The organism is Bacillus sp. FSL R12-0074 (assembly GCF_038005725.1).
Taxonomy (GTDB): domain Bacteria; phylum Bacillota; class Bacilli; order Bacillales; family Bacillaceae_G; genus Bacillus_A; species Bacillus_A mycoides.
On record NZ_JBBOTR010000001.1, the window covers coordinates 3,544,517 to 3,567,256 of the forward strand.

The window sequence follows — 22,740 nt, forward strand, 5'->3', positions numbered from 1 at the left end:
TTCCTCCCCTTAAAAATCAATTATAATAATTGTTTTATCATCTGGTCTTATTCTATTTTCTCCTTCTAGCCTTTCAATGATTGCTACATATTCTTTTATACTATTCTTTCTTATATATGCTACAGTTTGTTCTAACGACCACTCTGGGTGAAACAATCCGTCTGAACAAATAAAAATCCCACTTACTTCAGCTACATGTAATTCACCATATTGTAAATAATCCATAGCTTCTTTCATCCCATTTGCAACTGAGTAGCCGTTTGGCATATTTGCAAGATAGCGATTGTATTTTAACTGCTCCCGAACATCTTGAAAAACGTGTTCCTCAGGTACAGGTAATCCCTTTTCTCTATCTTCCTCTCTCTTCTTTTTTGCACGTTTACTAATTCCTTGAACCGTATCTTTCGTTAATACTCTCATCGCTCCATCCTGAAGTATTGCAACGATCATACAATCACCTAACTGTGCATATTCAAGTTTTTCGCCTTCTATTTGAACTGCTGCAATACATGTACACCACAGATGTTCTTTTTTTCTCGTATCAACCTTGTACTCTAGCATCTTGTTTTGCAATAATTCATTCGCCTTTGCAACTTCATCTTGTAAACTATTGATCTCTCGTAGCGAAGTAAAATGACTTGCAAATAAATGTGAAGCGATGTATGCTCCATTATGTCCTTCTTCATCACAAAATGGAACTAACGGTGTTGCTCCATCGCATACACCGTAAATCATTTTATCTTCATTACAAAAAAATGAATCCTCACACTCTTGTTTTAAAGGACTCTTCTGTTGATACGTCGTTATCTTCATATCTGTATCCCCTCCCAATTTATCAAACACTCGAACTATTTAGATTAATCTAATTTTCCAAAATAAACTGTTTTCCCCAAAAACTTTCAATTTCATATATAATCTTGAAATAATATGATTATTTAGTGAAGGACGGGAAATAGATGGTCAGATTTCTTGGTGTTATTTTTGGTTCTATTATTATCGCAATTGCCTTTAATCTTTTCCTTATCCCCCATAAAATTTTAAGTAGTGGAATTGGCGGAATTGCTATCATTTTAGGGATTGTAACCCCTGTAAACACAGGTATTATTAACTTTGTATTGAACTTACCTATCCTTATTTTAGGATACATAGGTCTTGGAAAAAAAGTAATTTTTAACACGGTTGTTTCTGTAATTGTATTATCTGTTGCATTATACTATGTTCCAGTAAAAGTCGTAGCAACAGATCCACTTTTATCATCTGTATTTGGCGGTGTCATCGCCGGAGCTGGTATTGGTCTTGTCTTTAACTGCCATGGTTCAACTGGTGGATTTGATATTATCGGTATGTTGTTATCTCGTAAGCGAGATATTAAACTTGGTGGATTCCTTATTGCATTAAATACTATTGTTGTTGTCATTGCAGGATTTTTCTTCACTTGGGATGTTGCCCTTACAAGCTTACTTTCAATTTATGTAACTGGTAAAGTAATTGATGCCGTTCATACGAAACATCGTAAAGTTACACTTATGATTGTAACAAATCAAGCAGAAGAAATGAAAAAAAAGCTTCTTTCAACTGTAGTACGTGGAATTACGTTACTTGATGGTGAAGGTGCTTATTCAAACGAGAAAAAACGTGTACTTATGACAGTCGTTTCACGTGAAGAATTGGCAAGTATGAAACTAACGATTTCGGAAATTGATCCTCATGCATTCGTTAATATTACGGAGACTGTTGAAGTATTAGGATTGTTTAGAAAAGTGTAAAAAACTAGGTGGACCTCCACCTAGTTTTTATTTTCCATAAATTCAATTCGATTTCCAAACGGATCTGACACGTAAAATCTGATTACATCTGGTCGTGCATGATCATCTATTACTTCAATACCTTGCTTTATTAACCCTTGTTTAAATTCATTAATTTTCAAAACATAAACAGCTGGATGCGCTTTTTTAGCTGGATTAAAATTTTGCTCAACTCCGATATGAATCTCTTGATTTCCACACTTAAACCAACACCCACCACGCTTCTTTAATTCCTCTGGCTTTGGAATTTCCTCCATACCAATTTTATTACCATAAAATTCTCGTGCTTCTTCTTCACATCCTACGGGTGCAGCTACTTGTACATGATCAATTCCTTGAATATAATTTTTCATATTCCTTCCCCCTCTTCTATTCTAATATTATAAAGAAAACGCATCTCTGTAATTTACAGAAAATTAATAAAACAATATAAGATTCTCTTATTACTACCTTTTATACCTTCCACTAAAAATAAAAAAAGAAAATTTACTATGTAATTTCCATTTTTTATAGAAATATATGTCACACCTATATTATAGTTATTAATAGATTAATCTTTTTTAGATGCTAGTTGTACGGAGGAAATATTATGAGTCGTAAAAAATATTCATCTACTCAAAAAAAGCGTCATCCGAACGTATCTGGACGCTTGCGAAACCATATACAAAATCGTTCTTTAGCAGAAATGTATGCATCTCTTTTTGAACATAATCCTGATAGTATTATTTCATTGAATTTAGAAGGAGTTATTTTACATATTAACCCCGCTGCTGAAAGAATATTAGGTTATACTTCTAGCGAATTAGAGCGAAAAATAATCACTTCTATTTTAGAAGCACATATTTCTGATCAAGTACTACAATACATAAAAAATACTGCAGCTGACAATCAAAAAGAGTATATCGTCTCTATTTATCATAAAGACGGATATTCACTAGATGTCGTAACAAAATTAGTTCCTATTTTTGTTGAACACCGTTTAACAGGTGTATACGCCATTATGAAACCCCTTGAAAAATCAGAAAGAATTGAGAAAGTATTACAAGAGAGTGAGAAACGATTACGCACATTAATGAATTCAATGCCTGCATTTGTTATTTTTAAGGATCATGAAGGGCGCTGGCTTGAAGCGAATGACTATGCGCTTTCTTGTTTCAATTTCCATAACGTTCCTTATCATGGAAAAAGAGATAATGAACTCATTCAATATAACGAAGCGTATCGGGAAGCTTTTTTGCATTGTGAAGAAGTTGATGAACTAACATGGCAAAAAGGACAAATTCTTCACGGAGAGGAATTTATTATACATAGAGATGATTTCGACCTAATTTTAAGTATTTCAAAGGTCCCACTCTTCCACCCTGATGGCTCACGCAAAGGTCTTATAGTGATGGGAAGGGACGTTACCGAACTAAAAGAAACTGAAAAGTTATTACGAAAATCCGAAAAGCTTGCAGTAGTAGGACAACTGACAGCTGGAATTGCCCATGAAATTAGAAACCCACTCACTTCATTAAAAGGATTTTTAACATTATTACATCCAGAAATAAATGAGGAAAATAAATGGTATGTAGACGTTATGTTGAGTGAAATTTCACAAATGGAATCTATAACAAGCCAATTTATGGCGATGTCTAAACCACAAGTGTTATCTATTCATACATGCAACGTACAAACATTAATTGAAGAAGTTGTAACTTTTATTTTACCAACAGCAGTTATGCATAGCGTTCATATCATCATGGATCATTTCGATTATATTTCTGACATTCAATGTGACAGTAATCAATTAAAACAAGTTTTGATTAACATATTAAAAAATGCAATCGAGGCGATGCCTGATGGTGGTAACATATTCATTCAAACAGCTTCGTTAGAAAATGATTTTGTTTCAATACGCATTATGGATGAAGGTTGTGGGATTCCTGAAGAGCGCATGGCTCGTCTTGGCGAACCTTTTTATAGCTTGAAAGAAAAAGGAACTGGCCTTGGCTTAATGATGTGCTATAAAATCATTCAAGAGCATCACGGAAAATTATTCATTTCCAGTGAATTAAACATAGGAACAACTGTCGATATCCAATTACCGATTGCTACAGCTCATCCTGTAACAAACTCGTAACTATACATCTACAAGATATTATAAGTAGTTCAGTTGTTGTTGAAAACATCTACACTAAAAAGCTCAAAGTCCCTATATGACTCTGAGCTTTATTTTTGTATAAAACGTATTTCATTACATCCATTCTCTTCCATGTTTACGAATAAACTGAATATCATTTTCATAATGTTCAAGATGCCCTTCATCTATCATCTTTTGGAAGTTCATATCACCTTCTAGTGCTTTTCTTTTCATGTATTTACATAATCCTTCTAATCGTAGAAGTACCATCTCCAAATAATCCTCGGCGATGCCATCACTTTTATAGGACTCAAAAAACAATTTAACTCTTTGCTTTATGCGGTCTGCATGCTGTAATGAATTATAATAAACCGCCGCACCTGTTTCCTTATAATAAACTCTACTTAATGGGACACAAGTGTAAAGAGTATAGGCTATGTCCCAAAGTCTTGGTCCAGGACCAGCAACATCAAAATCAATAATACCTACTGGTTTTTCGTTATTAAAAATAATGTTGTATATTGCAAAATCATTGTGGCATACAACCTCTATTTTATTTGGAGTATTATCCATCGGTTTCCAATCATCTGATAACGGGAAATCACTCACAGCATCATGATAAAGACGGAGCATCTTCGCTATTTCTTTTAAAACATCATTAGACCACATGTACTCTTTTAAAGGGTAATTACCAGCTTCTCCTTCAATAAATGATAATATCTCTCTATCTTTATCATCAATACCTAAAAACTTTGGTGCATAACTAAAACCTTTGTTTTCCAAATGGTTTAATAGCTTATGAATTCGGGTACTGCCTTTCTTTAATTCTCGTCGAACAGTATCTTCCGAACGATATACGTTTGAGACATTCCCTCCCGTTAGCATTTCTTCATTTTCGTAGTTTGACATCTAATAGTTCCCCTCCATTATTCTACATTTTCTTTATATTTTAACATAACTTTCCTATTCTCTTTTAACCCCTTAAATTGCAACAAAAAAATCGAGTATAAAATCTTTATGATTTTACACTCGATTTAGTCTACTATTTATGCATGTGAAAATATTTTTTCATACCATTCTGTTGCCTTCTCTACTTCATTCATCGTTAATTGATGTCCTCTATTTTCCCAATGCATTGTTACATTAGCATCTACATTTTCTAATATCATCTTCAATTCCTCTGACTCAGAAGGTGAACAAATTGGATCATTTGTTCCAGCAGCGATAAACACGAATTTCTCTGCTAAATTAGGTAATTGTATTCCTCTTCTAGGCACCATTGGGTGATGAAGGACTGCACCTTTTAATGCATTTTCGTAATGGAATAATAAGCTCGCCGCAATATTTGCTCCATTTGAATACCCAACAGCTACGATATTATCTCTATCAAATTCATATGTTTTTGCTGCTTCATTTAAAAATTCATTTAATTCCTTCGTACGGAAAACAAGATCCTCTTCATCAAAAATACCTTCTGCTAATCGGCGGAAGAAACGAGGCATCCCATTTTCTAATACATTTCCACGAACACTTAATACAGAAGCTTCCCGATCAATTCTTTCTGCAAGCGGTAATAAATCTAATTCATTTCCTCCTGTACCATGAAGCAATAACAACACTGGTTTTGACGTATCTTTTCCTTTTTGAAAAACATGTTTCATCATATTCCTTTTCCCCTTTCAATCACTTTAATCTAGATTTCTCACTTCAAATGGTAAGAGTGTCTGTTCAATTTGTTTTCTATGTTGTTCATATCGATCCGGTAATTTTAACTCCTCACCCATCGTCTCTAAAGATTCGTCATGGGCAAAACCAGGAGGGTCTGTTGCAATTTCAAATAAGATTTCGCCGTGTTCTCTAAAATAAATTGCGTTAAAATAGTTTCGGTCTTGTACAGGGGTTACACCATATCCAAAGCGAGAAACATGCTCTTTCCAGTCTAATTGATCAGCATCATCACTCGCTCTCCAAGCAATATGATGAACTGTACCAACACCCATTTGCCCACGTCCAATTGTTGATAATCTCAAATCGATAATATTTCCAATATCAGCAGAAGAACGGAACCGCATAAACTCTCCCTCTTCTCCTACTTTCTCAAGACCCATAACATGCTCTAACAATTCAGCAGTTTTTTGAGGTTGTGCAGATAAAAGAACAGCACCGCCAAATCCTTTAATTGCTACTTCTGGCGTAACTTCCCCAAAAGTCCAATTATTTAATTCGCCCTCTTCTCTTTCAACTAATTCTATATGCAAACCATGTGGATCATCAAATTCTATATACTGTTCTCCAAACCGAGTCATTTTTGTATACGGTACGTCGAATTTTTCTAATCTATTTTCCCAAAACTCCATTGTACCTTTTGGTACGACATAAGACGTAATGCCTACTTGACCGTCCCCAATAATACCTTGACGAGCACCTGCCCATGGGAAAAACGTAATAATTGTTCCAGGCTTTCCTCCTGTATTACCAAAATAAAGATGATACGTACCTGGATCATCAAAATTCACTGTTTGTTTTACTAAACGCAATCCTAATACACCTGCATAAAAATCTACATTTTCTTGTGGGTGTCCTACGATTGCTGTAATGTGATGAATTCCCATTGTTTTCTTTTCCATTTTCTCCGCCCCTTTTTATTTCATTTTAAAAACTTTTATACATTAAAATTCATTATTCATTTTGTCCATACTGCAAAGTAAAATCCATCGTTATGATTTTATCTTTAATTCGAGATATAAGCTGTGAAATTACGCATTATCTTCTATATCACTGAATTCATCTCGAATTCGAGATAATTCCAAAAAAATATTTACTCCATCTAAAATCTTTATTCGGAAATAAATTATCTTGAACTCAATATTTATTATAAGTTACTTACTTTTAGTTGTCAACAAGCACTTATTTTCATTTTAAATCAAAAGAGAGTAAATGCTAGTTAGCATTTACTCTCTTCGCTAATTATTTCGTTTCCTCTTCCAACACTGCTTCCATCTCGTTAAATTCACGATGAATTGCTTTCACTGGTTCTTTCGTTAATAAACTTACAACTATAACAGCTAATAAACTACAGAAGAATCCAGGTACCATTTCATACATAGTCGCTTTTAAACTTGGAATTTGTACCCAAGTAATAACAACTACTGCACCTACAATCATACCAGCAAGAACGCCCCATTTGTTCGTTCTCTTCCAATATAAACTTAATAAAATGGCGGGTCCGAATGCTGAACCAAATCCTGCCCAAGCATAACCGACAAGTGTTAAAATTGTATCACTTGGATGATACGCTAAAACAACTGCGATCATAGCTACTACTAATACTGACAGTCTACCGATAAATACAAGTTCTTTATCACTTGCGTTACGACGGAAAAATGTTTTATAGAAATCTTCCGTTACAGCACTTGAAATAACGAGTAATTGCGAGGAAATACTACTCATAATCGAAGCCAAAATAGCTGACAATAAAAATCCAGTAATATACGGATGGAATAAAATGTTTGAGAATGTTACAAAGACCATTTCTGGGTCTTGTAATTTCTCATTATTTTTAGCGTAATAAGCAATACCAATTAGACCAGTAAGCATTGCACCTATAATTGAAATCGTCATCCAACCGATACCGATTCTACGAGAAGTTTTTAAATCTTTAACAGAGGTAATTGCCATAAAGCGAACAATAATATGCGGTTGACCAAAATACCCAAGACCCCATGCTAAAAATGAAATAATACCAAGAATTGTAGTACCTTTAAACATATCTAAATGCGATGCATCAACTTGCTTAATCGTATTGAATGTTTCTGTTACACCACCGACATCTGTAAAAGCTACAATTGGCACTAACACAAGAGCAATAAACATAATACAACCTTGCACAAAGTCGGTCCAACTTACTGCTAAAAAGCCACCGAATAATGTATAAGCAACAACGACACCGACAGTTACAAATAAACCAATTTTATAATCAAGATTGAAAGAATTCTCAAACAAACGTCCACCTGAAACTAAACCAGCTGACGCATAAAATGTGAAAAACACTAAAATGACGATAGCGGAGACAAAACGAAGTATTTTCGTACGATCTTTAAACCGATTTTCTAAAAAATCTGGAATCGTAATTGAATCATTTGCCATTTCTGTATACGTTCGCAAACGCGGGGCAAGAATTAAATAGTTTGCATAAGCACCTATTAATAAACCTATCGCAATCCATACACTTGATAATCCTGTTGCATACATCGCACCAGGTAATCCCATTAGCATCCAACCACTCATGTCAGAAGCACCAGCTGATAAAGCTGTAACTGCTGGACCGAGTCCCCTTCCGCCTAACATATAATCTGATAAATCGGATGTCTTCTTATAAGACCAATAGCCGATATACAACATACCTGCCATATAAATAGCAAGCGAAACCATAATCTCAATCTTCACCAAATCTCTCCCTTAGTTACATAAGCCATTCAAAATTTCGAAAAATGACTTTTTCTATTTTCTTGTTTTCGCTTATGGTTCCCTACCTTAACAAACATTTTTTGTTCTTTCAAGTGAACAAGCCCTTTTCACTACATGTGAAAACCTTTATAAACGCCTTTATCCCAGTGGATTACCCGGTTTTTAAAAGGAATTAAAGTAAAAATATTCAGAAAATAAAATAGCGTTTTTTCACACCTTATTTTCATTCGTTTATTAGTTGAATTTTAAAAGAAAAAAGCCATACGAATGTATGACTTTTAATGTATTAAACATAGCATATCTTCTATTTACTAGTAGGAAACAATTCTGAAAGAGGAACTATCCGCCCCACCTCATCTTTAAACACAATATGCTCTCTCGTTAAATGGCGCGGGCTCTTTACTCCCGCTGCTGCCGCAAGTGAGAACAAACTATATCTCATACTAACAACATAATTCATTACTCGCCATTTCTTCTCATACGGATCTAGCGCTTTTTGATAGTGCGGATTCGTCGTGGCAACTCCAGATGGACATTGTCCGGAATTACATTGAAGTGCCATTATACAGCCACTTGCCATCATAAATCCGCGTGCTGAATTTACAGCATCTGCACCAATGGCTAAAGCAATTGCCACTTTATCTGGTGTAATTAATTTCCCTGAGGCAAACACTTTGAATTTTTCCCGAACACCGTAATGATTCGCTGTATCAATACATGTCAGTAATGCTGGAATAAGCGGTATTCCCATACTATCTGCCATTGATTTATACGTAGCACCTGATCCACCTTCTGAACCATCAATTGTAATGAAATCTGGATAAATGTTTAACTCTTTCATCGTTTTGAATAAATCTTCCAACGGTTCCTGCTGTCCAATTACAATCTTCATCCCAACTGGTTTACCACCGTTTTCTTGCAAACGTTGAATAAAATAAAGTGTATCTACTGCATTCTTTAAAAATGGAAATCGATTCGGTGAATTAATCGTTTCTCCTTCTCGCACATTCCGAACAGAAGCAATTTTCTCATTTACTTTTTGTCCCTCTAGATGACCACCACGTATTTTCGCACCTTGCCCAAATTTAAATTCGAATGCTTTAATATTACTTTCTTTCGCTTTCTCCATAAATTTCTTCATTGAAAACTTACCATCCTCATCACGATATCCAAATAATCCTGGACCAATTTGCGCAACGATATTTGCACCGGTATGTAAATGTTCCGGTATTACACCACCTTCCCCCGTATTAATCCACGAACCGCCAGCCATCTTCGCGCCAAATCCACTTGCCAAAATATAATTTTCGCCAATCGCACCGTAAGAAGTTGCTGATGCGCCAAACATGCCATACAGTTTCCACGGATATTTGCGGTTTTCACCGACGATAATTGCATCGTCTTCTTCATATAACCAAAGATTCGTTGTATCCGCTGTCAATTTTTCTCTTCGTGAAAATAACCCTTCTTTATGAATCACATACTTTTTCCCTTCACGTTCTTGCGTTACATTCACACTTAATTCATCTGTTAATTTCGGAAATAATGTATTAGCGATATAATATCCAGATGCATCAAAATCTCGTTTTGATCCAAAACCGAGTATTTCTGAACGGTATTTTGCTAGAAACATTACACTTTGAAAATCATAACGTGAAAAGGGCTTTCCATCCGTATCATGATCAAACCAATATTGCCTAAATTCCGGTCCTATCTTTTCAAGTAAATAACGCATCCTTCCTAAGTATGGATGTAACTTTAATATAGAATGATGCGTCCGTTTTTTAATAAAAAATGTAATAATAAAAAAAATGATTAATAGTAACATCAATAAGAGCAATATACTAATAATAACGAGTAGCGTTTCACTCATCCCGCTTCCTCCTATGAAAATCCATAATAAAAGGAGAACACCTGATGTGTTCTCCTTTTATCTTTATTCAAATTAATGTAGCAAGATGCTCTTTCGCGTCATATTCAACCAAACTTTCAGCATTTTTAATTCGCTGAACAAAATCTGGATTAGCGATTAATGGTCTTCCGAACGCCGCTACATCAATTGTACCTTCTTGCAGTGCTTCTTCTGCCTCTTTCGGATTCAAATTACCTACTCCTACGATAGTACTATCCCAATACTTTCTTACTAATTGATGAAAATTCTTACCGTCAGCAATAACTTGCGTATAATTCATCGTTGAAGGGTGAATCATCGTTAATCCAACTTCTTTAAACATATTTACAAACGTTTCAATTGCAAGTTCAGGATGTTCCCACATATAAGTAGGATTATCACCTTTAAAGGCAGAGAAGCGAAGAAGCGTTTTATCAGCTCCAACTGCTTCAATTACAGCCTGAACAACTTCTTTCATAAACGTTAACCTTTGTTTTAAGTCACCGCCGTATTTATCAGTACGTTTATTCGCAAATTCATAAGTAAATTGGTCAATTAAATATCCGTGTGCACCGTGAATTTCTACACCATCAAATCCAGCTTCGATTGCGTTTTTTGCAGCCTGTGCATATTGATCGACAACTTCTTTTATTTCTTCTATTGTCATTGCTTCTGGTGTATCAAACGGTTTACGAAAACGCGGAACATTACCCTCCGCAGCAATAGCAGACGGTGCTTGCGGCATTTGACCACCAATTATTTCGTGATGACTCATACGTCCAACATGCCATATTTGAGCAATAATCGTTCCGCCTTCTTTATGTACTGCCTCTGTAACAGGTTTCCAAGAATCAATTTGCGCTTGTGTATAAATACCTGGTACTCCCGGATTCCCTTTTGCTCTCGGGCTAATGACAATTCCTTCTGTAATAATTAATCCAATCCCATCAGCAGCACGTTTTTGATAATACTCTACTACATCAGTACCAACTACCCCAGTCTCATTATTTGCAAAACATCTCGTCATCGGTGCCATCGCTATGCGATTACGAAGAGACCAAGATCCAATTTGAATCGGATGAAATAACTTCGTTTCTTCAATATTTTCAAAAGACCCCCAAGCGTTTATATTTGTTCCTTCATAAATACTTGCCGCTTTATTATTTGAACTTGTCATTTTTCTTCCCCCTAAAAAAATCTAACTATAATCGCATCATACTTACTTTTAGATAGTAACGTCAATTTATACGCTCTTAAGTAGGAATATTCGCATAATAAAACTAACCGTTTTTAACTTTAAGGGTTCTGAAATTCAGGAATCTACTGTTTATTCTAATGTCCAGTAAGTGGATGAGGAAAATACTTATTAAGTGGATGTTTTCTTTTTTTCTAGTTTTATTACTATAGAATATATTGGTAATTAATTATTTAACTATTTACTAACCAAATAGAACCTGTTTCCAATGTACTATGTTCAAACTTACACTAACGAGGTTTCAATAATTCATTTGTTTTTTAATTATACCAACGAAATTTTAGGAACTAATAAAAGACTCCTAGATAGTTGAAAGTATTTTTTCTTATTTAATTTTTAGAAAGAAGGATAACAATGAAAACAAAAGCTTTCGTTTCTACACCTGAACAAGATTTTAATATGCAAGAAGTATACTTAGACGAGATTAAAGACGATGAAGTATTAGTAAAAATTATCGCTTCGGGTATATGTCATACAGATGCAACAGTTTTAGACGGTACAATACCAACACCCAAACCAGTTGTTTTAGGACATGAAGGTTCTGGTATTGTAGAAAAAGTGGGAAGTAATGTAACATCGGTTAAACCTGGTGACCATGTTGTACTTGGATTTTCTTACTGTGGTCATTGTGAAAATTGCTTAGATGGTAATGCTGCTGCTTGCGAAAATATGATTGAATTAAACTTCTCTGGAAAAAACAAACGCCATGTAACACCTATACACGATCTTAACAATAATGACATTTCTCAATTCTTCGGCCAATCTTCATTCGCATACCATGCCGTGGTTGATGAGAATAATACTGTAAAAGTACCAAAAGATGTTGATATACGTTTGTTAGGACCACTTGGTTGTGGAATTATGACTGGTAGCGGTACGATCCTAAATTCATTACAGCCAAAACCAGGTAGTAGCCTAGTTGTATTTGGAACCGGTGCTGTTGGCCTCAGTGGCTTAATGGCAGCTAAAATTGCTGGATGTACTACAATCATTGCCATTGATATTCATGATAGTCGTTTAGAATTAGCGAAGGAATTAGGGGCTACACACACGATTAATAGCTTAAACGAAGATCCAGTTGCCAAAATTAAAGAAATTACAAACGGTGGAGCTAATTACTCATTTGAAACAACTGGCGTAAATACTGTTACACTGCAATCCATTCAATGCTTACGAGTAAAAGGTACAATGGCAACTGTTGCTGTTGGTAAAAAGGATTTAACTTTAAACGTAACAAATGAAATTGTCGTAAAAGCTATTACAATTAAAGGGGTAGTTGAAGGTGATGCAGTACCGCAACTATTCATTCCAAAATTAATTAATTTCTATCAAAAAGGACTATTCCCATTCGATAAGTTTGTACAATTCTATTCTTTTGAAGAAATTTCTCAAGCATTTGAAGATTCTAAAACAGGAAAAACGATTAAACCTATTATCGTAATGGAGTAACATTTGTTTACTTTTTCCCGATAACTAACAAAACAAAAATATCCTGAAATGGAATAAATAAAATTAAAAAGGTTTCCTAAGTAGGAAACCTTTTTTAGTTGACCATATAAGGCTAACAATTCGTTTATCTCTTTTAAATAAAGAAAATAAACAATTATTATCTCCTCACATATGGAAAATCTCTTAACAATAGAAGTGGGAGTGGTTCAGTATTCTTCTAAAAATAATAACTTATATACCTAAAACAATGAAAGCCCTACCTCTCTTTCATCCTTACGGCTCCTCGTCCGTGCCAGTGTGAATCAGGATTGCAAAAATCAAGTAACTATTTTATCGAGTTATTTAATTAAACTTCGAACATTCGTAAAAGAAATTAAAAAATAAAAATGGATTAAATTGTAGTAATAACAAAAGAGGTTAATGCTCTAAAAGTGGTTTGAAAGAGTTGAATGTCTTTGAAATGATTGATTTTCTATAATTATATTCCCAAAAAATTCAAGATCTTTTTTGGGATGTAATACATTATCTACAATGAATCTTAACAAAAGCTTTTTATTTGATTTTCTGTGATACCTTCAATTAATCCCAGCTCACTAATCAAAAATTCATGTGCGTTATCTAACATTTTCTTTTCGCTTGCATTAAGTGCTTTTTCTTTCTGCATACGTAATAAATCACGTACAACTTCAGCACCTTCTTGTATTTTACCCGTTTTTATTTTATCAGTGTTTAATTTATACCTTTGTTTCCACGTAAGTAATCTATCTGATTCCCCATGCTGAAAAATATCTATTATGTTTGTTAATGCCTTTATATCTGTAACTGGTCGTATATTTGAACTCAATATTTTCCCCATAGGAATCATTACTTCCATATTACTAGCCGACATTTTTATAACATAATACTGTCTTTTTTCTCCTGAGATTTCCTTTTCTTCTATGGCTTTAATTATACCTGCTCCGTGCATTGGATAAACGATGTTATCGCCAATTTGAAACAAATAATCCACCTCCATATATGGTAACCTTCTCAATCTTAACACACATTTATTTTTTTAGCAAAATTTTTATAATATCACAAAATTATTTTCTATGTCAATTTATTTACACATAAAAATTCAAGCTGTACAGAAACACTAAAAAACCCGCGATTTTGTTACATTTCTACACCCATTTTCTCCAATTTTATATACCTTATAAAACAAAAAAAACACATCACTACATATAAGTAGCGATGTATTTTTATATAATGACAAAAACGGTTGCTTCAAAACTTCACACACGATCCTTCGCTTATATACTAACCTGTTTACTAATCGTTTCTCGCGCTAAAAGAAAACTCATAATCACTTGCGCAGCTACTCTACTCGTCATATCCCTAAAATCAAGAGTTGGATCAATTTCTACTACATCCATCCCTTGAACGAGTGGCTCTTTACCAAGGAATTCAATTGCATCAAGTAAAGTTGTACTATCCATCCCACCAGGGCCAATTGCTGGACAGCCTGGCGCAAACGCTTGGTCTAGTACGTCCATATCAAGAGAAATATAAATAGAAGTCACATCTTGTTTTCTTAATACTTCAATACTTTCTGAAATAAGATCTTTTATTTTTCGCTCTCTTACATCTTTCATTGTATACACTGTCACGCCATGCTCTTTTGCATATTCATGGTACGCTCGTGCATTTGAAAAATTACGAATCCCAATTTGAACGAGTTGTTTTCCTGTAATCACATCATTTTCTAGCAAACTACGGAACGGTGTACCATTTGATGGACCACCAGCATCTAAATTACGTAAATCATGATGAGCATCAAATTGAATAATACCGACCTTCCCTTTACTATTTGCAAAACCAGTTATACTCGGAAAACTAATCGAGTGGTCACCACCAAGAACGATTGGTATCATTTTCGGATTTACTTTCGTCAAGTGACCAACTGTTTTCGCAATTCGGTTATGACTCTCTTTTATATCTGTCACATGCATCGTAATATCACCGCAATCATGAAGAACACTTTCTTTCATATCGTGTTCTTCTGTGATTGCGTACGTGCTATATGCATCTAACATCGCACGAATTGTTTTTGGCGCAAAACATGCTCCTGAATGACTAATAGATGGTTTAGAAAGGGGCGCTCCAATTAAGGCAGCACCGAATATTTCCACACCTTCCTCCCAATTTTCAATCATTTCGCTCCATTTCGTCACTTCCCGATCGATAAACTTTGCATTTTTCTTTAAATAGTGGCCGTGCTCCACGATTGTTCACCTCTTGTATATGCGATATTCCCATTCTTCCATACTGTATTTACATGACTTACGCCGTAATGGTACGGTACGTAAGCGTAATTATAAGCATCCCATAAAACTAAATCCGCCTTACGACCAACTCTAATTTTCCCAGCTACATCGCCTCGATTAATGGCATAAGATGAGTTCACTGTTACCGCATTCCAAACTTCTTCTGGTGTCATTTTCAGTTTCAGCATCGCAATGCTCATAATAAGCTGAATGTTTTCAGTTGGACAGCTACCTGGGTTAAAGTCTGTAGCTAAAGCAACTGCAACACCTTCATCAATCATTTTGCGGCCGCGTGCGAAGCTTTCTTTATTTAAATAGAAAGTTGTTCCTGGTAATAAAGTTGCTACTGTATTAGAATTCGCAAGCATTTCAATTCCTTTATCAGAAGCGCCAACTAAATGGTCCGCTGATGCTGCACCAATTTCAGCCGCTGCTTCCGCACCACCAAGAGGGTCGATTTCATCTGCATGAATTTTCACATCAAAGCCAAGCTCTTTCGCTTTTAATAAAAATTCTTTTGATTCTTCTACAGAGAACACACCTGTTTCGCAGAAAATATCAACGAACTCAGCTAATTGCTTCTCTTTCATTTCCGGTAATAAATCTAGCATCCATTGTAAAAATTCTTTCGATCTTCCTTTATACTCTTTCGGAACTGCATGAGCACCTAAAAATGTTGAAACTAAATCAATTGAATGCTCTTTTTGTAATTGTGCAGTTGCCTCTAATTGTTTCCATTCTGTCTCATCATCCAATCCGTAACCACTCTTCGCTTCTACAGTTGTAACTCCGAAAGATAGCATACGGTCTAAATGGAATTTAGCTTTTTGAACAAGTTCTTCTTTCGACGCTTGTTTCGTTGCATTTACAGTTGAAAGAATACCTCCACCTTGTTCTAAAATTTCCAAGTACGGAACTCCTTGTAGTTTTAGCGCGATTTCATTTTCACGAGATCCACCAAATACAAGATGAGTATGCGGATCAACAAGACCAGGAGAAACCATTTTCCCGTCGCAATCAATAACCTCTTTCGCTTGTAATCCTTTAGCTTCTTCCGCTGTTCCAACGAAAGTAATTACACCATTTTCAATTCCAACCGCACCGTTTTCAATAACAGGAAGCGTATTCATCGCTTCCCGTCTTAACAAGCCATCTTCTTGATCCATTGTTAGTAATTGACCGATATTAATTAGTAAAGTGTCCAGCATGTTTCTTCCTCCTTATTTCATCATTGGGATGTTAACGCCTTTTTCTTTCGCAGTTTGAACCGCTAAGTCATAGCCAGCATCAACGTGACGAACAACACCCATACCAGGGTCAGAAGTTAATACGCGTTCAATACGTTTTGCCGCTGCTTCTGTTCCATCTGCAACGATAACCATTCCAGCGTGAAGTGAATACCCCATACCAACGCCACCACCGTGGTGAACAGATACCCAGCTTGCACCGTTTACACTGTTAATTAATGCATTTAAAATTGGCCAGTCTGCTACTGCATCACTACCGTCTTTCATAGTTTCTGTTTCACGGTTTGGAGATGCTACTGATCCGCAATCTAAATGGTCACGGCCGATAACGATCGGTGCTGATAATTCCCCATTAGCCACCATTTCATTAATAATGCGGCCAAATTTTGCACGCTCGCCATAACCAAGCCAACAAATACGTGATGGAAGACCTTGGAACTCAACTTGCTGGCGTGCCATACGAATCCAATTACATAAATGCTCATTATCCGCGAACTCGCGTAAAATAACTTCGTCTGTTTTATAAATATCTTCTGGATCACCAGAAAGTGCTACCCAGCGGAATGGTCCTTTTCCTTCACAGAATAATGGACGGATAAATGCTGGAACGAATCCCGGGAAATCGAAAGCATTTTTTAATCCTTCATCGAAAGCAACTTGGCGAATGTTATTTCCGTAATCAAATGTAATCGCGCCTTTTTCTTGCATTGCAAGCATTGCTTCTACATGTTTTTTCATACTTTCTTTTGATAATTGTACGTAACGTTCTGGATCTTCTTCACGAAGCTTCGCTGCTTCTTCTACTGTGTAACCTACTGGAATATAACCGTTTAATGGATCATGGGCAGAAGTTTGATCCGTAACTAAGTCAGGGATAATATTACGGTTTACTAACTCAGGTAAAATTTCTGCTGCATTACCTAATAATCCAATTGAAATAGGCTCTTTCTTCTCTTTATATTCGTTTGCAATAGCCAATGCTTCTTCTAATGATTCTGTATACTTATCACAATATCTCTTTTCAATACGACGATCGATACTACGCTTATCTACATCAATAGCAATTACAACACCGCCGTTCATCGTTACAGCAAGCGGTTGTGCGCCACCCATGCCACCTAAACCAGCAGTAATCGTTACAGTACCTTTTAATGAACCATCGAAATGTTGACGTGCCGCTTCACCAAATGTTTCATATGTTCCTTGTAAAATCCCTTGTGTCCCAATGTAAATCCAGCTACCCGCTGTCATTTGTCCGTACATCATAAGACCTTTTTTCTCTAGTTCACGGAAGTGATCCCAGTTCGCCCACTTCGGTACTAAGTTTGAGTTCGCTAAAAGAACGCGAGGCGCATCTTCATGTGATTTAAAAATTGCTACCGGTTTTCCTGATTGAACAAGTAACGTTTCATCGTTTTCTAACGTTTTTAATGAATCAACAATTGCATGGTAGCTTTCCCAATTACGAGCTGCACGGCCAATTCCGCCATACACAACTAATTCTTCTGGTTTTTCAGCTACTTCAGGATCTAAATTGTTCATTAACATTCGAAGTGCAGCTTCTTGAACCCATCCTTTCGTTTGTAACTCAGTACCTCTTGCCGCACGAATTGTTTGTTGTACTTTTTCCATTTCAATCTCTCCCTTTTCTCGTTTTATAGTGCTGCATTTACATCCAATCTTTCCTTTATTGAATAATTCGTTTTTAACCAATGCGCGATATTTTCAATATCCGTTGAGAATATACGGTCATTTGTAATAGAAGGCACTTGCTGACGACCTTGATGATAGAACGTTTTTGTAACTGTACTCATGTTTTCAATTCCGCGATATTCTGCTGCTTGCATCGCACAGATCATCTCAATTGCAAGAACGCGTCTTGCATTTTGAATAATTTGATGCGCATGACGTGAAGCGATTGTTCCCATACTTACGTGATCTTCTTGGTTAGCTGAAGACGGAATTGAATCTACACTCGCTGGATGAGCTAACGTTTTATTTTCTGAAACGAGTGAAGCCGCTGCATATTGCATAATCATGGCACCTGATTGAAGTCCTGGTTCTGGACTTAAAAATGGTGGTAAGTCATTTAATTGCGGATTTACTAGGCGTTCAATACGGCGCTCTGAAATATTTGCAAGCTCCGCCATCCCTACTTTTAAGAAGTCCATTGCAAATGCAATTGGTTGTCCGTGGAAATTACCACCAGAGATTACTTTTTCACCGCCATCAAAAATAAGTGGATTATCTGTTGCTGCATTCATTTCAATTTCTAATTTTTCTTTCACATAATTTAAAACTTGCCAAGAAGCACCGTGAACTTGCGGGATACAACGAAGTGAATATGCATCTTGTACACGAAGTTCTCCTTGTTTTGTCACAAGTTTACTATCATGAAGAATATCACGAATTCTGCTTGCCACTTCGACTTGCTCTTTATAACCACGCGCTTTATGAACATTTTCATCGAATGCATCAATAATGCCGCGTAATCCTTCCATTGTCATCGATGCAATTAATTCTGATTGATAAGCACTTGCTTCAGCTTCTATATAAGAAAGAACCCCTTGCGCTGTCATTGCCTGCGTACCATTGATTAACGCAAGACCTTCTTTTGCTTCAAGTTCAATAGTTTCAAGTCCTTCTTCTGTAAGAGCAACCATCGCATGAACTCGTTTTCCTTTGTAGAACACTTCACCTTCACCTAACAAAACGAGAGCAAGATGAGATAAAGGTGCTAAATCACCGCTCGCTCCTAGTGATCCTTGTTGCGGAACGACTGGATGAATTTTACGATTTACAAACTCAAGAAGCATGTTTACAACAAGTGGTCTAACACCCGATACTCCTTTTAACATCGTATTAGCTCGTAAAATCAACATACCGCGTGATACTTCTTCAGGGAATGGATCGCCTATTCCGCACGCATGTGACTGAATTAAGTTGTGTTGAAGTGCTTTTACATCATCTTTTTGAATAAGTACATCACTAAACTTTCCAAATCCAGTTGTAATACCGTAAACGACTTTTCCGTCCTCTACAATTTTCTCGACAACTTCGCGGCACTCTGCCACTTTTTGCATACTAGTTGGGCAAGCTGTTACACCTTCACCTTCAAGTAACAACCTCTTCATTTCTTCAACTGTCAATGTGTGTCCTGTTAACGTAATCATTCTTTTTCCTCCTTATAAAGGCAAAAGGGGACCTTATCTTTTTAAGACAGACTTCTGTCCTAAAAAATAAGGCCCCCTTCTAACTAATAGACTATGGGCAAATCATATGTGATTAATTCCTAAACCAATCGCCTCATGCTCAGATCCTTTTACAGGTGCACCAATCGTTCCATAAAGTGCAACAGCAACCCATTCGCCTTCTTTTTTTCCGTCGTATGGTGTACCGCGCACAATCGCAAAGCGAAGTCCTACTGTACGAAGAACGTCTGCTAACTGAATTTGACCTCTCGTCACTCCGTACAAAGCTTCCATAATTGCATGATAAAGTGCATGTGTTTCTCTGTAAACATCTGTTTCAATAACTCGGTTGCTCTTAGCCGCTGTTTCCATTGCTGCTACTACTTTTTGCGAATTCATAGAACCAACTTTCCCAGTACAATATTTCCAACCTTTCGGAATAGATAATACGGGACTTTCATTCTCATCCGCAAGTGCCAACAGCATGGCCATACGACCAATTCGATGTGTTCCTTGAAGAAGCATGTGACTCTCTCATTTCTTTTGAATTATTTGAATATTACTTAATTTAAGAATATATGAAAACGGTTAAATCGTCAATAGTTTAAAATATTATTCAAGCAATTTTTTATCCCTCTCATACTTGTACTTGTGTACACAATTTATTTACAGATTTTTTTCAGACGTGCTATAGTCTCACTAACAGATGCAAAGGGGCGAAATTTCAGTGGCGAAGCGAAAAGATATTCATTTTCGAATTGAAGAAAAATTACTTACAAGGTTTGAAGACGCACTCCATTACGAAGGTTTAAATAAAACAGATGTATTAACACATGCGATTCAGCAATTTTGCATAAAGGTGGAATGTGAAAAAATGAATGATGTAAAACGCCAATACAACGTAAGTAACCATTTACAAACACGTATCGATACGCATAAACATTACGAAGAAAAACAAGTGAATGTAGATGAAGTCGTCATTGAACATTTACAACTCCAAGGTGAAGAAAAAATATTAGAGGTCGGGTGTGCTAACGGAAAATTTCTTTCCCTTTTGCAAACTAATGGTCATAAAGGACATCTAACTGGTTTTGATCAATCCGAAACTATGCTTTCTGAAGCTGCTATAACGAATAATATGATTGAATGGAAACTCGGTGACGCTAGTAAACTTCCTTTCGAAGCTAATTGTTATGACCTGCTAATCGCAAGGCATATGTTATACCACATGAAAGATGTCGAAAAAACTATTCAAGGATTCCATAAGATAATTCGTCCTGGCGGCGCCCTTTTAGCTACAACAAATTCTAAAGTTTCATTACCTCGTATAGATGAAATGTGTAACAAAATGTTAGTCACATTTGATTTACCAAAAACATCACCGTCAGTAGCTCCATTTTGTTTAGAAAATGGTAAAGATCTATTACACTCTGTTTTTTCAACTGTTGAAGAAACAATTATTCATAATGCACTTGTTTTTCATCATGCCACTCCAATCGTTAACTATATTTCTAGCATGTTCCCGTCGCTGAATATACCTGATAATATGTCCCTTCACACCGAAATGAAGGAATGGCTAAAAGAAGAAATAGAAAATGATTTATCATTTCATAACGGTATATGGCGCGATCCGAAAACGTTAGTGATTTATCGATGTAAAAAAGAAAAGAGCTAGCATTCGCTAGCTTTTACACGTTTTCCGGTAAAAGATTCTCCATCATTATATTGCCCTTTCCACTATAAAAATTTGTATTATGTTCATTCACTACTCCAAAATAGGAGGCAATCGCTAGTCCAAATGGCACAAATGCATGTCCTTGTGCTGTAATAATATTTGCGTGCTGTACAACTTCTGTATACACAAAATTTTCTACTGGAAAACAATCTAATTTTTGATAATCTATGGTCACTGTATAAGAGATTTCTTTTAGTAAACCTGCCCTTGCTAACGCATACGGTCCAGCACAAATCGCTGCCACTAATTTTCCTTGCTCAGAAAATTGACGAATAACTGAAAAAAGCAGTTTCGCCTCTTTCATATGTATTTCATCTCCGCCCGGAATGATAATCCCCTCATATTCTTCTACACGCACTTCACTTAATTCTATATGCGGCTGTACTTGTAAGCCTGTTTCACTTATAATCATTTCTTTTGTTAAACCCGCTGTAATGATTTCATATTTCTTTTTCAGCAATGCTGTTGCTACCGTTATTTCAAACTCTGCAAATGTCGGGTATACGAATAATAATATTTTTTTCATAGCCTTTTCTCCCTTAGCCACCCTATAAAATATGCCTCTAATTCGTCCACTGATAATATATTAGTGTCCACATAAGTTACGGGAAATTGTTTATACCATTCTTTTTCAACTTCTACTAATTTAAATTGTTCCTCAAATGTACTTCGATTTCTTGTCCTATCATTATTTCTCCTATCATACAAACTCTCTTTCGAAACATCTAAATAAAAAATTGCATCCGAACGGCATTCTCTTAATTTATACAATTCATCTTTTAATTCTGTTTCTATACCCCACTCTTTCCCTATCATCTTCGGATAAAAGAGTGTATAAAATTCAATATCTTCTGGTCCACGATCAAAAATCACGACTGAGCTTTTCACATTTTGAAACTCTTTTATTTTTGCTTCAATAAACATTTTTTGATTTGTAATAAACCCCTCTTTTGAGTTCATATCTAAATGTAATTCTTTTCTTTTTTCTACAATTGGATATGGATTTTCGTATATAATTGAAAGCTCATATTGCTCTAACCTTTTTGCCAATGTTGTTTTCCCACTTGCCATCGGTCCTTGGAGTGAAATTACGTATGTCATCCCTCTCATTCCCTTGTACTGTATTACATAAATAATAAACAGAATTTTGAAAACTATCAACAAGATATATATCATCTTGTTTCTTATTCTTATCTAACTTATAATAAAAAATAGAGATTATGACGGACGCAAAATAATGTAAGCTTGGAAATCCAAGCTTACATTATTTTT

20 protein-coding genes are annotated in these 22,740 nt (G+C 35.7%); 4 read left to right on the plus strand and 16 right to left on the minus strand.

Features of this window, described 5'->3' with window-relative positions; translation table 11 throughout:
• Positions 1-9: 9 nt before the first annotated feature.
• Complete coding sequence (locus tag NSS97_RS18360; RefSeq protein WP_107886501.1) at positions 10-813, minus strand: protein phosphatase 2C domain-containing protein; 804 nt, start codon at positions 811-813, stop codon at positions 10-12.
• A 143-nt stretch (positions 814-956) separates the two neighbouring features.
• Between NSS97_RS18360 and NSS97_RS18365 the strand changes: the two genes are divergently transcribed.
• Complete coding sequence (locus tag NSS97_RS18365) at positions 957-1,766, plus strand: YitT family protein (protein ID WP_107886500.1); 810 nt, start codon at positions 957-959, stop codon at positions 1,764-1,766.
• 20 nt (positions 1,767-1,786) lie between these two features.
• On the opposite strand, the gene NSS97_RS18370 is transcribed toward NSS97_RS18365, so the two are convergent.
• On the minus strand, positions 1,787-2,158 hold the full coding sequence (locus NSS97_RS18370; RefSeq protein ID WP_107886499.1) for a VOC family protein: 372 nt from the start codon (positions 2,156-2,158) through the stop codon (positions 1,787-1,789).
• Positions 2,159-2,394: 236 nt separating this feature from the next.
• Here NSS97_RS18370 and NSS97_RS18375 point away from each other — a divergent pair, with 236 nt between their 5' ends.
• A complete protein-coding gene (locus NSS97_RS18375) occupies positions 2,395-3,927 on the plus strand; it encodes a BA3702 family sensor histidine kinase (protein ID WP_107886498.1) in 1,533 nt (510 codons plus the stop codon).
• 114 nt (positions 3,928-4,041) lie between these two features.
• Here NSS97_RS18375 and NSS97_RS18380 read toward each other — a convergent pair whose 3' ends face one another.
• The 6 genes from NSS97_RS18380 to NSS97_RS18405 all read right to left on the minus strand — a co-directional run bounded on the left by NSS97_RS18380 (position 4,042) and on the right by NSS97_RS18405 (position 11,462).
• Positions 4,042-4,836 (minus strand): phosphotransferase, encoded by a 795-nt coding sequence (locus NSS97_RS18380; RefSeq protein WP_060750820.1) that lies wholly within the window; start codon positions 4,834-4,836, stop codon positions 4,042-4,044.
• Between the two features lie 137 nt (positions 4,837-4,973).
• Positions 4,974-5,588, minus strand: a complete 615-nt coding sequence (locus tag NSS97_RS18385) for an alpha/beta hydrolase (protein WP_060750840.1) — start codon at positions 5,586-5,588, stop codon at positions 4,974-4,976.
• Between the two features lie 27 nt (positions 5,589-5,615).
• Positions 5,616-6,554, minus strand: coding sequence for a ring-cleaving dioxygenase (locus NSS97_RS18390; RefSeq protein WP_002167825.1), 939 nt, complete (start codon positions 6,552-6,554; stop codon positions 5,616-5,618).
• Between the two features lie 340 nt (positions 6,555-6,894).
• Complete coding sequence (putP, locus tag NSS97_RS18395) at positions 6,895-8,373, minus strand: sodium/proline symporter PutP (protein WP_002142737.1); 1,479 nt, start codon at positions 8,371-8,373, stop codon at positions 6,895-6,897.
• A 325-nt stretch (positions 8,374-8,698) separates the two neighbouring features.
• The gene (locus tag NSS97_RS18400; RefSeq protein ID WP_341113720.1) at positions 8,699-10,267 is read right to left on the minus strand and encodes an FMN-binding glutamate synthase family protein; all 1,569 of its coding nucleotides are present in this window, start codon (positions 10,265-10,267) and stop codon (positions 8,699-8,701) included.
• Positions 10,268-10,334: 67 nt separating this feature from the next.
• Positions 10,335-11,462 carry an alkene reductase gene (locus NSS97_RS18405; RefSeq protein ID WP_088031076.1) on the minus strand — a complete coding sequence of 376 codons (1,128 nt, stop codon included), beginning with the start codon at positions 11,460-11,462 and terminating at the stop codon, positions 10,335-10,337.
• A 432-nt stretch (positions 11,463-11,894) separates the two neighbouring features.
• On the opposite strand from NSS97_RS18405, the gene NSS97_RS18410 reads away from it, so the two are divergent.
• Positions 11,895-12,989, plus strand: coding sequence for an NAD(P)-dependent alcohol dehydrogenase (locus NSS97_RS18410; RefSeq protein WP_341113722.1), 1,095 nt, complete (start codon positions 11,895-11,897; stop codon positions 12,987-12,989).
• Between the two features lie 538 nt (positions 12,990-13,527).
• On the opposite strand, the gene NSS97_RS18415 is transcribed toward NSS97_RS18410, so the two are convergent.
• The 6 genes from NSS97_RS18415 to hutP form a co-directional block, all read right to left on the minus strand.
• A complete protein-coding gene (locus tag NSS97_RS18415) occupies positions 13,528-13,989 on the minus strand; it encodes a CarD family transcriptional regulator (protein ID WP_170935206.1) in 462 nt (153 codons plus the stop codon).
• Positions 13,990-14,281: 292 nt separating this feature from the next.
• Positions 14,282-15,253 carry a formimidoylglutamase gene (hutG, locus tag NSS97_RS18420; RefSeq protein ID WP_107886494.1) on the minus strand — a complete coding sequence of 324 codons (972 nt, stop codon included), beginning with the start codon at positions 15,251-15,253 and terminating at the stop codon, positions 14,282-14,284.
• Complete coding sequence (hutI, locus tag NSS97_RS18425; RefSeq protein ID WP_107886493.1) at positions 15,232-16,503, minus strand: imidazolonepropionase; 1,272 nt, start codon at positions 16,501-16,503, stop codon at positions 15,232-15,234. Before hutI ends, hutG begins: the two co-directional genes overlap by 22 nt.
• 12 nt (positions 16,504-16,515) lie before the next feature.
• Positions 16,516-18,174: a urocanate hydratase gene (gene hutU / locus NSS97_RS18430; protein WP_107886492.1), complete on the minus strand. Its 1,659-nt coding sequence runs from the start codon at positions 18,172-18,174 to the stop codon at positions 16,516-16,518.
• A gap of 23 nt (positions 18,175-18,197) precedes the next feature.
• Complete coding sequence (hutH, locus tag NSS97_RS18435) at positions 18,198-19,715, minus strand: histidine ammonia-lyase (protein WP_341113727.1); 1,518 nt, start codon at positions 19,713-19,715, stop codon at positions 18,198-18,200.
• A 102-nt stretch (positions 19,716-19,817) separates the two neighbouring features.
• Positions 19,818-20,258, minus strand: coding sequence for a hut operon transcriptional regulator HutP (hutP, locus tag NSS97_RS18440; RefSeq protein WP_000926519.1), 441 nt, complete (start codon positions 20,256-20,258; stop codon positions 19,818-19,820).
• 181 nt (positions 20,259-20,439) lie between these two features.
• Between hutP and NSS97_RS18445 the strand changes: the two genes are divergently transcribed.
• Positions 20,440-21,408, plus strand: a complete 969-nt coding sequence (locus NSS97_RS18445) for a class I SAM-dependent methyltransferase (RefSeq protein ID WP_085960791.1) — start codon at positions 20,440-20,442, stop codon at positions 21,406-21,408.
• A gap of 13 nt (positions 21,409-21,421) precedes the next feature.
• Here NSS97_RS18445 and NSS97_RS18450 read toward each other — a convergent pair whose 3' ends face one another.
• Both NSS97_RS18450 and NSS97_RS18455 read right to left on the minus strand, forming a co-directional pair.
• Positions 21,422-21,994 (minus strand): DJ-1/PfpI family protein, encoded by a 573-nt coding sequence (locus NSS97_RS18450; RefSeq protein ID WP_002167821.1) that lies wholly within the window; start codon positions 21,992-21,994, stop codon positions 21,422-21,424.
• Positions 21,991-22,569: an AAA family ATPase gene (locus NSS97_RS18455; RefSeq protein ID WP_002128548.1), complete on the minus strand. Its 579-nt coding sequence runs from the start codon at positions 22,567-22,569 to the stop codon at positions 21,991-21,993. The genes NSS97_RS18450 and NSS97_RS18455 overlap by 4 nt, the downstream gene beginning before the upstream one ends.
• Positions 22,570-22,740 lie beyond the last annotated feature (171 nt).